We start from the raw sequence: 13,430 nt of genomic DNA on the forward strand, positions 1-13,430 counted from the left end.
CCAAGTAAAAACGCGGTGCCGAGCACGATGCTCTGAGCGCCGCGTTTTCGTTGGCCATCATTAACGTTTAAGCTTGATGCGGATGATTCATCTCATCCATACTTAATAAATGATAAGTCTGTGGATGATCCGGATCGTAGGCTTCAATTTGGGCCATCATCCCTGTGTCTTCATGTTCCAAAATATGGCAGTGATACATAAAGACACCCGGTACATCGAAGAGGACGCGGATTTTCACTGTTTCACCCGCATTAACTCCAACCACGTCCTTAAACCCATGCTCATTGGGATACGGAGCTTGCCCATTACGTGATAAGACTAAGAAATGACAACCATGCATATGGAATGGATGAATCATTCCACCATCCATTTCATTGGTATTCGTTACTTCCCAGTCGACCACATCACCGAGCTTTTGTTTGCGATCAATTCGTTGCATATCAAACAACTTGCCATCTAGACGAACTTCATCATCCATCCCAGACATAACCGTCTTTTCGATCGCTAATCCAGATGTCGGTTGCCAATCGGCAATATCAACTAAGTGTTCTGGCAATACCGTATCATCTGGCGCAAAGGTCCCGATTTCAAACGTCATCAATGGCACATCATCAGAGAATAATTGGACACGGTCGCCAGGTTTATACTCACCAAAGTCAACGATGACTTCGGCCCGCTCTGCGGCAGTTAACATCAATTTAGTTAAGTGCACTGGGGCTGGTAAAATACCACCATCAGAGCCAATCTGAGTAAATTGATGCTGGTCGCCAAAGTGGAGCCGAAATTCGCGCCGATCTGCACCGTTTAAAATGCGTAAGCGAACGCGCTGTGTCGTAACTTGGAAAACCCCATTGATCGTGCCATTAACCAGTGGATATTTTCCTAAGGTTCCATCAACATCGTAATCAGCCTCGTAATCGAGTTGATTCTCGTGATAAGTACGATCTTGGAGGATCACTGGAATATCATCCACCCCATAGTTTCGTGGAAATGGCAATTGACTTTCAATCTCATCTTGGACGACCACCGCAGCGGCCAACCCATTCCACACTTGGCGCGCCGTATTTGGACAAGGATGAGGATGAATCCAGTCAGTTTGCGCTGGTTGATCCAGCGTAAAGTCAATGTCACGACTTTTACCTGGATAAACCGGTGCATGGGGACCACCATCCGTGATTGGTCCAGGAACGTTTAACCCGTGCCAGTGTAATGTGGTGACTTCTGGCAGTTGGTTTTCAATATGCACGTGATAATGTACACCGTCTTTTAAAACGATGGTTGTTCCCAATAAATCAGCATTGTAACCCCAGGTCTTGGTCTTAACGCCGGGCAAGATCTGGGTTTCACCGGCGCGAGCGGTCACGGTATACCAGACGTCATTGCCTTCAACACGATCTGGTTGCAAGACCGCTGGAATCGTTAACGGCTTTTCCGGGACATCTGGAAGTGATAGCGGTACATACCCACCATCATGTAAATCAAAAACGGGCTCATCAAAAAAATAATCGGAGTAAACTTTTTGTTCAGCCATTATGACTCCTCCTCAATATGTACTTTTGGTTTTCTAAACGCACACCAACAATCAATCAATGCTTGTAAAAACATGCCAGCAGCCATAACTTCCATAGCTAACATATTTTGCATGGTAAAGACCAAATAAATCAAAAAACCATATACGACTAAAAAGAATAATGAAATTGACTTTGACCCAGTTCCCATCTCTTCACCCCCTTGCTACATTGTATTCATTCTAAGTTAAAAAGTCACGGCGATTCTCAGAAAATTTAGCCATGTTTTATGGTCCGCTGGTTAAAACGGCCTAACATCATAAAACGGCTCTATGCACTCGTAACCATCCCAAATCCGCCATAATTTGAACAAAATTCACTTAGTACGGGCCAATTTTAAGCATGCTCAGGGTCGATCCGTTCAGGTTCCCCTGGTAAATACAGCAAGATCAAAAGTAAAATTCCTATTGAAACTAGGCCAATCACCAACAATTGTCGATCAAAGTCTAGCACAGGACCGGCTTGAAATAAGACATGCCTCGTCGCTTTGACCGCAGGATACAACGGCGTGATGGCATGAAACCAGCTCAATCCGGTTGGTAACATTGGCAGTGGTAACGTCCCTGTTCCAGTGATTGCCCCTGCCATCAATAACGGGATGTTGATCCACAAGCCGGCCGGCTGAAACAACATACTAGGAATGAGTGCAAAATTGGTTGCGACCAACTGTAAGAGAATCATTTGCAGATATAATTGAGCAAAAATTGGCAATGAAAACTTGAGCAACCACATTAATAATCCCACGCCAGCAATTGTCGAGGTCACAGCCATCACAACTTGGCACCCCACAACAGCTGCGAAAGTTTGCCATTTCGAATAATGCACCCGAAATCCATTGAAAACATTGACAAAAGTCATCGTCGCAATCATGCCGCCAAGATAAACCGCCATTGTCAAAAACATCGGCGCCATTTGCCAACTAGCTTGATTCCGGCCACGATCAAGGCGGTGAGTCTTCACCTGGACTTGTGCATTTATCTGTTTAAAAATATGGTGCACCTGTTTTTTAACAATGGGTTGAGCCATTGTGACTTGTGCTGATGCGGGCAGCCCTTGATCAGCTAATCGTTTCCGGACAATAGGCGTTACCAATTGGGTTAAACTTCGCTGCGTCCTTTGTTCAGTTAACGTCGTGGCTAAGATTTCTGGCAACGTATCCGTAATTCCACGCACCGTCCCAGCGACAATCATTTGCGTCCCTTGATTCTTGAGTTCGGTTAATTCAATAACTTTTCCCCGAGTAATCTGATTAGAAAAATGTTTCGGGATAATAATGGCCAAATCTACTTGATTATCCCGCATTTGTTGCCGAATTTTTGTCAAGCTATCCCGCGTTAACTGTGCCGATAGACGCTTAACTAGTTCATGGCCAACTCGCTGACCCAACGGCCCAGCGTCTTGATTCACAATTTGTGTGTTAATTTGCGCTGACTTTTTTGAGACTTGGCTAAATCCCCACACATAACAACCGACCATTGCCAACTGGTAAATGATCGCCATAATCACGGCGACCCAAACAAACCGATTTTGCAGCATCTTCTTTAGTAGCATTTGCCTAGTCTCCTTTTTCCAAAACAAAATGAACTACTACTATTTCATCAGCCTGTCCAATTGTAAACGTGGTTGAAACAGATCAGCACCTTTTGTACCAAATTTCTTAAATTAGCTCAAAAATACATCAACGCTTACGAAGCCTCACTCAGCTCAGTCAAGAACGCCAGCACAAAAAAAGCAACGCCATAACGACGTTGCGAAACTAACTGCTTCTTGATGTAAAAATGAGAGCCAATCAGAAAAGCGTTCATAACTGAACTTACTTTGCTTTTGGCGCTGCTTCGATCGTGTCCGTCTTGCCAGCAGCCCAACGTTGGATTGCGGCAATTTCTTTTTCGCGACGAATCCGCCGCTGACGCTTAGCAACGGGACGGGTACCGGCGAATGAATTTAATGGTTTCTTTTCTGCCATGGTCCTTCTCCTCTCAATACTGTGTTCATAACACGTAACACTATACCAGCTTTATCAGACGTGAGCAAGGTAAAAATCAGTGCAGCACAAGAATCACTCGCCAATAAATCAGTGTGCGAACAAGCCCAGGTAAGCCTGGTCAGCAATAATGACTGATTAATTCACACAAATCGTGACTTTCGCGGATGTTTCCCACAAATCATCCCACCTTTGAAATGGCCACACCAAGTTTCAGAATCACGCCAAAGTCAGGCATCCTTAATTCGTGCTACACTAATGGTATTAAAGGAAAAGGAGTGATCAGCGTGGATTATATTAACTTAGGCCGCAGTGATTTGCACGCATCGAACATCGGTCTTGGCATTATGCGTATGAATCAATTGTCCGTTTCACAAGCCGCCAAAGTGTTATCAACGGCTATTGAATTAGGCATTAATTTCTTCGATGGTGCCGATATTTACGGAGAAGGCAAGTCCGACACAATTTTTGGGCAGGCCTTAAAAGAGGTCGGCATTAACCGGGCTGATATTTATGTTCAAGGCAAAGTCGGCATTGTAGTTGATCCACAGCGCTCTCACGATGGCCTCGTATTTGGGGCCCGTTATGACTTTAGTCGGGATCATTTAGTCGACGCGGCTCATCAAGAACTAAATCGAATGGGGCTTGACTATTTTGATAGTTTATTACTCCATCGACCTGACCCGCTGATGGAACCAGACCAGGTTGCTTCTGCTTTAGATACCTTACAAACAGATGGAACTGCCCGTCATTTCGGTGTTTCTAATGAAAATTCGGCACAAATCGAACTACTTCAGCATACCGTTCATCAAAGGCTATTGGTTAACCAGCTACAATTTTCTTTGATGCACACAGGCATGATTGATGCTGGCATGCATGTTAATATGGCTGATGACCGGAGTATCAATCACGACAATGGCATTTTAGAATATACGCGACTCCACAACATAACAATTCAGGCTTGGTCACCTTATCAGTATGGTATGTTTGCTGGGGTATTTATTGATAACCCGAAATTTCCTGAATTAAATGCGATGATGCAAAAAGTTGCGGACCGATACCAAGTGACCAAAAACGCTATCGCAACCGCTTGGATTTTGCGGCACCCGGCCAATATCCAAGTCATCGTGGGTTCTATGAATCCCGATCGGCTCAAGGAAATTGTCGCTGCTGAGCAAGTTAAGCTCACGGCTCAAGAATGGTATGATCTTTATTTAGCTGCTGGTAACGATTTACCATAATGTTTCATTAAATCTACCAACTAATTATTTAACGCCCCAGCAAACGTTCAACTCTAAGTTTGCTGAGGCGTTGATTATTGATTTGGAAAGAAAAATTAGTTGGCTGCCGAGGTTGCTTCTGTCGAGGACTTTGTCGGTGAAGGTTCGATAACTTGATGCTTTAGTCCAATTCCGGTTATGCCGCTTAAGATTGAAAAGACCGGCGATAGCAAACTAAACAAGGTAAAAGGCAGAAAAGCCATCGTCGCTACCCCTAGGGTATTGGCCGCGAATACTCCGGCAACCCCCCACGGAATTAAGTAATTAATCACGGTACCCCCATCTTCAAGTGCTCGGCCTAGGGCCACCGGAGCTAAACCTGCATCCTCAAATGTCTTTTTAAAGGCTCTACCAGGTAAAATAACAGATAAAAATTGTTCCCCGATGAACAGGTTAACGCCAATCCCAGATAAGACAACTGCTGTAATTCGCTTACCATCCGTATTTAGATGCTTAGAAAATGGAATCATTACTGCATCAATCAAGCCAAACTCCATGAGCATCCCCCCTAACGACAAGGTCAGGACAATTAATGAGACAGTCCCCATCATGCTGGCGATCCCACCACGAGATAACAGTAAATCGACTTCCTTATTGCCAGTGTGCGACACGAAACCGGTCTCAATAATAGCTGCGATCTGTGTGAGTTTCGTCCCTGGATGTTCAATGAGCAACATTACTAGTGAAACGCCAATGTTTAAGAATAACGTTGGAATTGCTGGTACCCGACGCCAAGCACAGATAAACATACAAGCAATCGGGACAATGGCCCATGCAGAGATGGTAAAATGCGCACCTAAAACATTAATGACCCGATTGATACTGGCCAAACTCGTCCCTTTTTCACCACTGCCCATAATGCCAAAAACAATCAGTGAAATCACAAATGCTGGAATCGTGGACCACATTAAATTCATAATGTGTTTGAACAGATCCGCGTCCACCACCGCAGCGGTTAGATTAGTAGATTCAGATAATGGTGATGATTTATCACCAAAAACCGCTCCAGAAATGATGGCACCAGCGACCAAAGCCGGATTAACGTGCATCGTGACCCCCATACCGAAGAAAGCAATTCCCACTGTAGAAATGACAGTAAAGGCGCTCCCAACCGCACTCCCAACTAACGCACATACCACAAAAACCGAGGGTACAAACCATTGCACGCTGATCAGATGAAAGCCAAACACCATCAATGATGGAATGATTCCTGCTGCGATCCAGGTACTAATTAAGGCACCGACAAGAATAAAAATAAAAATCGGCACGATTCCAGTTTGAATACCATCTTTAATACCATCGTTAATATGTGACCAAGGCAGGCGATGGATTACCCCCCAAGCCATTAATAATCCCATCACCAGCATCACCGGAACTTGTGGTGATAAACCAAAGGCAATGACCCCAGTTCCCATAATAATTAACATGATGATTAAAACAATGAGTGCTTCGTTGCGACCTACTTTAAAGGCTGTTTGTTCTTTCATTTGATTAACCCCGCTTTTGACTAACTAGCTTCCAACCATTAATTTTGATTGTAAAGCGCTAATATCGCGGATTACCCCCACAATGCCCAACATTCATTTTGGCAGCCCCCTTTTCACAAAAAAATCGTCCCTGTTATGCAATTGCATAACAGGGACGATTTTTTAACCGTGGTACCACCCAGCTTAGGTTCTTTGATGGCGCCACCAAAAAGCCTCACTCTCACTGGGATAACGGTCCAGAGTTGCCCGTTCATTGTGGTTTTCAAGTATTTCGTAAACTAGCCCTGATCGGTTCGCAGCAACCACCGACTTCCTGACGCCCAGACGAGTCCCTACTTGGAATGAAAACAAATGATTAAATGTTGATTAGAAAGATACCAGCTTTTTAATTCCTTGTCAATGTTTTTTTATTAATCAGAGTGTGAGCCCGAGCAACAACGGACAAGCGCAATTGGGCGTATTTTGCCCGGTTGTGGTTGTTGGTTGGGCGCAGGACTCAGGTCTGGCGAGCACGTTTAAGAAAGAGTGTGAACCAGACCGTTTTGAGGCCGAGCAACAACGGACAAGGCTAATTGGGCGGGTTCCTGCAAAATTTATAACCAGACTCCGGCAGCAAACAACAACGTATAACCTAAAAAGAACAATGAAGTACTCTTGATGACACTCATATAGGTCTTGCGTTTATCTTGTACCGCAAAAAACGGTTGCATTCCCCGCCACATGACTGGTAATAAAAGCAAACTCAATAATGTTTCCCATGGTGCCAAGTGTCCGAAAAAGTTAACAAGTGGCCAAATGGACCCAAGGACCAACAACACTCGCATCAGACTAACCGCGTTACCACGACCAATAAAATAAGCTAGTGTGTGTCGATGATTTTTAATATCTTCATCTAAATCAGCGGTGTTATTGGCGAGCTGCACCAAAAAGAAAATTAGAGTCAGTGGTAGACATAAAGTAAATGTCGTCGCGATCACGCTGAAATTAAATGGACGCTGCCCGAAGATACTAACGTAGACACAGGTTAGTTGAATCAAATAAGAAATCGACAACGCCACTACCGCTTCACAGATTGGCATAGCATTTAAAGGCCACGGTCCGGCTGTATAAAAAATACCAATGGTGTAACCAATGAGCCCAAAAATCAGGACCGGCCAGCCAGTGCGCGTGACCAGAACTAATCCTGGAATCGCTGAGATTAAGTACAGGATGGTTCCTAACCACCAGACACCTTTCAATGGCAATTTAAGCCGGCCTAGCGGATTCGTATGTAACGCATATCCTTCTCGATCTGTAGCATGGACATAATCATAATAGTTATCCGAAACATTCACTGCCAAGTCAAAGATAAAGACATCAATCAGACACAACAAAACATTAATCCAATTGACGACCCCATAATGATATTGTGCAATCGCTGCTCCTAAGACAAACCAGACAATATTCAACGGCGCGGTATAAATTTCCGTCAATTCGACAAATACCGACCAAGTTAACCATTTTTTATTCATCAATTTACTCCTCAACCCTTGATGTATTAAGGCTACCACAACTAATCAAAAAAAATTAGTTAGTTTGTTCGCATTTTGTTTGACCTTTTTTGACCAAAGGTTTAAACTACAGTTACGTTGATTAGCAGAGCAAGCATTCAAGTGCTAACGCTGACTAACTCACAACGCAAATTACAAGGAGGCCTCAATCATGGCTTTAATTCCAACTGTTATTGAACAGTCCAGCCGCGGTGAACGCGCCTATGACATTTACTCCCGGTTGTTAAAGGACCGGATCATCATGGTTTCTGGGCCAATTGAAGACGACATGGCCAATGCCATTATCGCTCAGTTGTTGTTCCTAGATGCCCAAGACTCAGATAAAGATATTTACATGTACATTAACTCTCCTGGTGGTGTCATTACTTCTGGGATGGCGATCTATGACACAATGAACTTCGTTAAATCCGACGTTCAAACAATTGTCATGGGAATGGCCGCTTCAATGGCTTCCATTCTGGCCACCTCTGGGACTAAGGGCAAGCGATTCGCTCTGCCACACTCAGAGATCCTAATTCACCAACCTTCTGGTGGTGCACAAGGTCAACAGACTGAAATTGAAATCGTCGCAGAAGAAATTCTGAAGACGCGGAAGATGATTAACGAATTACTGGCTGAAAAGACGGGTCAGAACATCGAAACCATTAACCGTGATACAGAACGCGACAATTACATGACGGCTCAACAGGCTTTAGACTACGGCTTGATTGATCACATCATGACGAACTCCAGTGAAATGAAGTAATTCATTTAATAATTCAGAGCGAAACCTGCCGGGTGTTATCGAGCACTAGCTAAGCCTGAGCAGTTGGCGATCTTTGCCAATTGATCGGGCTAGGCTAGGCACAGGTAACGGGCTGGTGTAGCTCGCCACACGCACAAAACCCGTGTTTCCATTTTCAGGAAACACGGGTTTTGTGCTTTAGTCAGTGCTGTCAATCAGCGTTCCACAGCTAACTTCATTTCATTAAGGCTGCGATTAATAACTCGCACACTTCACTAAACGGTCGCTCGTTTTGGGTGTACACTCCGTTTAAAATATTATCGGCATGTATCTTGATCGTCGAAAACAACAAATTGCGCACCAATGAAATATCAACCGATCTAAAAGTCCCATTATGTAAATTAGCTGCGAGTAGCTGCTGAATTGGCGTTTGGCTCACCCACTCTTCAACTTGTGCAACTGTCTTTACATCAATCCACATTTCAGACTTTAGCTTTTCAATCACGGTCATGCTATCTGGGTGTTCTAACGCGAATTTAAATAAGTTCGTCAAATAATGCTGCAATAACGAAGCGATTGGTTGATTCAAAGCAACGTCATAATCAGCTTGATATAATGCTTTTATTTCTCGAAGAAATAATGCGGCTAATAATGCAGCTCGGTTATCAAAGTAGGTATAAATACTAGATTGAGGAATTCCCACGGCCTGCGCAATTGCGGTTGTGGAAACATCGCCAACATCTTTACTGAGGATTAATTGAGCCGTCGCATCCAAAATCGCCTCATACTTTTTCTGACTTTTCTTTTTCATGTTTTGAATATAATTAGGATTTATTTGAAAGTCAATGCTTGATTATGATAGATCTATCGTTTATAATCATTGCCGATAAACTTATCATTTAAAATTAAATCAAAGAAGGTACATGAAAATGAAATTATTTGTGACTGGTGGTACAGGCTTTATCGGATCGGCTGTTGTAAAAAAGCTCATTGCACACGGACATGAGGTTACTGGTTTATCTCGATCAACACACGGTGATCAAGTATTAGCTGGCTTAGGCGCTACCTCATTACGCGGAACTTTGGATGATTTAACAACCCTAGCTGAAGCCGCGCAACAGGCTGATGGCGTTCTCCACCTAGGCTATAATAATGACTTCAACCACTACGACGAAGCAGTGGCACAAGATCTTGCTGCAGTTAAAGCCATGCTTGCTGCATTAGCTGGCAGTAATAAACCATTTGTGAACACGTCAGGAACTTTAATGGTTACTGATTTAGGACGCAGTGCAACAGAACAGGACACTGCTCCGTTAACTGGTCGGGCCGTGTCAGAGAGTTTGGCACGCCAATCAGCTCAGGAAGGTGTCCGAGGCATGGCTGTTCGTTTGTCGCCAACGGTTCACGATGAGCATCGGCAGGGCTTTGGCACATTACTTGCTGGGTTAGCCGTCCAACACGGTCAAGCAGCTTACGTCGGCGAAGGAACGACGCGATGGCCATCGGTTCATCGATTGGATGCTGCTGATTTATTTGTTGCTGCGTTAGAACATGGCGAAGCTGGCGCCGTTTACAACGCAGCCGCTGAAACTGGGATTACGGTTAAAGCGATCGCAACCACGATTGGTCAATCCTTGAAACTTCCGATTACCGCTTTAACACCAGCCGATGCTGAGGCTTACTTTGGCTGGTTTACTAATGGAATTCAGCAAGATAATCCAACTAGTAGTGACTGGACTCAAAACGCGCTCAATTGGCATCCGACTCATCCTGGTCTCTTAGCTGATCTCGCAACATTCTTAAATAATCCTGAAAACGTCGCCCATCTGACTGCGCACTAAATAAAAACACATGAATGACTTGTCCAGATTGATTAAAAGGCACCATTTCCAATTTTGTGGAAATGGTGCCTTTTCTGATTGGTAGCAACTAGTATTGCCTTAGTAAATCTAGGCTGAGAGGTCATTGTTGTCACGTAGTTTTTGAGCATACTCATTTATTTTACGTAGTCGGTGATTAACGCCTGACTTGGAAATCGGGCCTCCCGGAATTAAATCGCCTAATTCCTTTAAACTCACTTCTCGATTGGCAAGCCGTGTTTCGGCCATCACTTGCAGTTTATCAGGAAGTTGCCCTAATCCTACCCGAGCTTGAATGTACTCAATATTCTCGATTTGCTTTGAACTAGCCGTTGCCACCTTTTCCATGTTGGCCGTTTCACAGTTCACTAATCGATTAACCGAATTGCGCATATCTCGCATGATCCGCACATCTTCAAACTTCAACATCGCGTTGGTGGCCCCAATTAAAGTCAAGAAATCGGAAATTTTCTCGCCTTCTTTAAGGTATGTGATAAAGCCACTGCGCCGATTTGTCATCCGGGCATTGAGTTCATAGCGATTCATAAAATCACATATTTGTTCATTTTGCTCTTCATATAAAGAGTAAATCTCTAGATGATAGCGACTTGTGTCAGGATTGTTGACAGACCCACCGGCCAAAAAGGCGCCACGTAAATATGAACGAAATTCGCTATCATCATTTAGTGTCCCCTCAGGCACCACTTCTTCAATACCCGCGGTTCCCATCACATGTAAATCATGTAACACTTGCTGAGTTCCCGTTCGTAACCGAACAACGTACATATTATTCTTCTTCAACTTGACATTTTTCCGCACAATCAATTCTGCTTCTAATCGATAAAATTGTTTTAAAAGCGAATAAATTCGCCGTGCGATTGCCGGATTTTCTGTCTGTACATTTAAGATAAACGCATGATTCACTAGGTTAACGGCTCCGTTCATGCGAATTAATGCCATCAATTCCGCCTTGCCATTGGCAGCATGCACCGTTAACCCGGTCAGTTCCTTTTTGACATCACTTGCGTATGACATTTGGCTACCACCGCTCCTAAATTTCACTCAGATCTTTTTGCTTTAATAACTTCATTAACTCAGCCACAACTTTGGCACCGTCGTGAAAGGCTCCCGCATCACGCAGCTTCAACAAATTGGCACGTATTGCCTTTGTCCCCATCTTTTCCAGCGCCTCCGGGTCAGACGTCACTTGCGTGGAAACCTCGTTCCACCGTTTCCAATCCATATAATCTTCTGGTACCTTAGCCGTGTTCACTAATACTGTATCCACAAAATTGGCACCGACATGTTCATTTAACACCCGCACATGATCAGCGTCGGTAAAGTGATCCGTCTCACCCTTTTGGGTCATGATATTACAAATATAGACGACTTCAGCCGTCGTGGTCTTAATGGCTTGGCCGACGTTACTGACCATCAGATTCGGTAAGATACTCGTAAATAAACTACCCGGACCTAGGACAATTAAATCCGCAGCCAAAATGGCGTCAACAACCGCTGGCATTGCTGTTGCAACAGTGGTACCAGCGTCAGGCTGTGGGGTCACCCAGACGCGTTTAATTTGGCGATGAGCCGCCGTAATCTCCGCTTCCCCAGCAACCGTTGCCCCGTCGGCAAATTCCGCATGCAGCACTAACGGCTCATTGGCGACTGGATAAACGTGACCATCCACGGCCATCATCTGTGACAACTCTTGAACCGCCCCAAATACTCCGTGCTCCATTTCTGTCAGCGCGGCAATAATTAAGTTACCAATCGCGTGACCAGAGAAAAAGTTGTCATTAGCTTCAAAACGATATTGAAAAACCCGCAAGGCTAACGGAGATAAGCTCGATAAGGACACCATCACATTACGAATATCACCAGGTGGCACGACGTTAATATAATTGCGAATAATTCCTGAAGAACCACCATCATCAGCAACTGTCACCACCGCTGTTACATCAACATCTTGCTTGTGTAAGGAATCCAATACCACTGGTAGACCTGTGCCGCCACCAATGACAACGACGCGGGGCCGGCGTTGATTAGCTTGCGTCATGATCGATTCACCGTTTCCTTTCGTTTATTGATATCTCGGTGACTGACGTGAACGCGATGATCCGCGGCCAAATCCTTGCCAAGCCGAGCAGCGATCGCCACTGAACGATGTTGACCTCCCGTACACCCGATCGCAATGGTTAAACTCGTCTTGCCTTCCCGTTGATAGTCTGGCATAACAAGTTGTAATAAGCTTAACCATTGCTGGTAAAAAGGCGTGGTCGCCGGTTGAGCCATCACGTAGTCATAAACTGGCTGATCTAGGCCAGTTAGTGGTTTCAGCGCAGCCACGTAATACGGATTAGGCAAAAAACGTACATCCATTACAATATCCGCGTCGATTGGTAACCCATACTTATAACCAAAAGACAGAATTTCGATATGAAATTCATTGGCTGGTCCCTGTTCATCTGCATATTGGCTAAAAATCTCTTCTCGTAATTGCCGCGGTGTCAGAGCATCAGTATTAATCACCAGATCGGCGCGTTCTTTTAATTCTGATAATAATGCCCGTTCTTGACGAATGCCATCAAGCACGCGACCTTCCATTGCCAGTGGATGCGCGCGCCGAGTTTCTTTATAACGGGCCACTAATTCACCATCAGACGCGTCCAAAAACAGAACCGAAGTGCGCACCGATCCTGTGCTGGCCGAAATCGCCAGCATTTCTTGTAAGTCATCAAAAAACTCGCGAGAACGTAAATCAACAACTAACGCGACCTTGTTAACCTTACCGGATTGTCTCACTAATTCCCAAAATTTTGGCAACAATTTCGGTGGCATATTATCCATCACAAAATAATCTAAGTCTTCAAAGCTTTGCATGGCAACCGTTTTACCAGCACCACTCATTCCTGTAATAATCACTAAGTCTAGCTGTTGGGCCATGCGTTATCCTTCCCTTTCACTGTTTCTAACAT

13 protein-coding genes are annotated in these 13,430 nt (G+C 44.4%); 3 read left to right on the forward strand and 10 right to left on the reverse strand.

Annotated elements, in window-relative coordinates; genetic code table 11:
* Positions 1-67: 67 nt before the first annotated feature.
* The 4 genes from ACKTR2_RS06945 to ACKTR2_RS06960 form a co-directional block, all read right to left on the reverse strand.
* Entirely contained in the window at positions 68-1,531 is a 1,464-nt protein-coding gene (locus tag ACKTR2_RS06945; protein ID WP_407883891.1) for a multicopper oxidase family protein, read from the reverse strand.
* A complete protein-coding gene (locus ACKTR2_RS06950; protein ID WP_407883893.1) occupies positions 1,531-1,719 on the reverse strand; it encodes a hypothetical protein in 189 nt (62 codons plus the stop codon). Before ACKTR2_RS06950 ends, ACKTR2_RS06945 begins: the two co-directional genes overlap by 1 nt.
* A 185-nt stretch (positions 1,720-1,904) precedes the next feature.
* Positions 1,905-3,119 carry a YhgE/Pip domain-containing protein gene (locus tag ACKTR2_RS06955; protein WP_407883895.1) on the reverse strand — a complete coding sequence of 405 codons (1,215 nt, stop codon included), beginning with the start codon at positions 3,117-3,119 and terminating at the stop codon, positions 1,905-1,907.
* A gap of 262 nt (positions 3,120-3,381) precedes the next feature.
* Positions 3,382-3,534, reverse strand: a complete 153-nt coding sequence (locus tag ACKTR2_RS06960; RefSeq protein WP_407883897.1) for a hypothetical protein — start codon at positions 3,532-3,534, stop codon at positions 3,382-3,384.
* Positions 3,535-3,839: 305 nt separating this feature from the next.
* Here ACKTR2_RS06960 and ACKTR2_RS06965 point away from each other — a divergent pair, with 305 nt between their 5' ends.
* Positions 3,840-4,793: an aldo/keto reductase gene (locus tag ACKTR2_RS06965; protein WP_407883899.1), complete on the forward strand. Its 954-nt coding sequence runs from the start codon at positions 3,840-3,842 to the stop codon at positions 4,791-4,793.
* 95 nt (positions 4,794-4,888) lie between these two features.
* Here the strand turns inward: ACKTR2_RS06965 and ACKTR2_RS06970 are convergent, their stop codons facing one another.
* Both ACKTR2_RS06970 and ACKTR2_RS06975 read right to left on the reverse strand, forming a co-directional pair.
* Positions 4,889-6,319 carry a Na+/H+ antiporter NhaC family protein gene (locus tag ACKTR2_RS06970; RefSeq protein WP_407883901.1) on the reverse strand — a complete coding sequence of 477 codons (1,431 nt, stop codon included), beginning with the start codon at positions 6,317-6,319 and terminating at the stop codon, positions 4,889-4,891.
* Positions 6,320-6,912: 593 nt separating this feature from the next.
* Positions 6,913-7,830, reverse strand: a complete 918-nt coding sequence (locus ACKTR2_RS06975) for a prenyltransferase (RefSeq protein ID WP_407883903.1) — start codon at positions 7,828-7,830, stop codon at positions 6,913-6,915.
* A 190-nt stretch (positions 7,831-8,020) separates the two neighbouring features.
* On the opposite strand from ACKTR2_RS06975, the gene clpP reads away from it, so the two are divergent.
* Entirely contained in the window at positions 8,021-8,614 is a 594-nt protein-coding gene (clpP, locus tag ACKTR2_RS06980) for an ATP-dependent Clp endopeptidase proteolytic subunit ClpP (RefSeq protein ID WP_407883905.1), read from the forward strand.
* 214 nt (positions 8,615-8,828) lie between these two features.
* Here clpP and ACKTR2_RS06985 read toward each other — a convergent pair whose 3' ends face one another.
* Positions 8,829-9,404 (reverse strand): TetR/AcrR family transcriptional regulator, encoded by a 576-nt coding sequence (locus ACKTR2_RS06985; protein ID WP_407883907.1) that lies wholly within the window; start codon positions 9,402-9,404, stop codon positions 8,829-8,831.
* Between the two features lie 118 nt (positions 9,405-9,522).
* Between ACKTR2_RS06985 and ACKTR2_RS06990 the strand changes: the two genes are divergently transcribed.
* Positions 9,523-10,434: an SDR family oxidoreductase gene (locus ACKTR2_RS06990; RefSeq protein WP_407883909.1), complete on the forward strand. Its 912-nt coding sequence runs from the start codon at positions 9,523-9,525 to the stop codon at positions 10,432-10,434.
* 108 nt (positions 10,435-10,542) lie between these two features.
* Here the strand turns inward: ACKTR2_RS06990 and whiA are convergent, their stop codons facing one another.
* Genes whiA through rapZ form a run of 3 tightly spaced genes read right to left on the reverse strand, consistent with a single transcriptional unit; the run spans position 10,543 to position 13,398 of the window.
* Positions 10,543-11,487, reverse strand: a complete 945-nt coding sequence (gene whiA / locus ACKTR2_RS06995) for a DNA-binding protein WhiA (RefSeq protein ID WP_407883911.1) — start codon at positions 11,485-11,487, stop codon at positions 10,543-10,545.
* A gap of 16 nt (positions 11,488-11,503) precedes the next feature.
* Positions 11,504-12,511, reverse strand: a complete 1,008-nt coding sequence (locus ACKTR2_RS07000) for a gluconeogenesis factor YvcK family protein (RefSeq protein WP_407883913.1) — start codon at positions 12,509-12,511, stop codon at positions 11,504-11,506.
* On the reverse strand, positions 12,508-13,398 hold the full coding sequence (rapZ, locus tag ACKTR2_RS07005; protein WP_407883915.1) for an RNase adapter RapZ: 891 nt from the start codon (positions 13,396-13,398) through the stop codon (positions 12,508-12,510). Before rapZ ends, ACKTR2_RS07000 begins: the two co-directional genes overlap by 4 nt.
* Positions 13,399-13,430 lie beyond the last annotated feature (32 nt).

The organism is Furfurilactobacillus curtus, assembly GCF_045862785.1.
Classification (GTDB): Bacteria; Bacillota; Bacilli; order Lactobacillales; family Lactobacillaceae; genus Furfurilactobacillus; species Furfurilactobacillus curtus.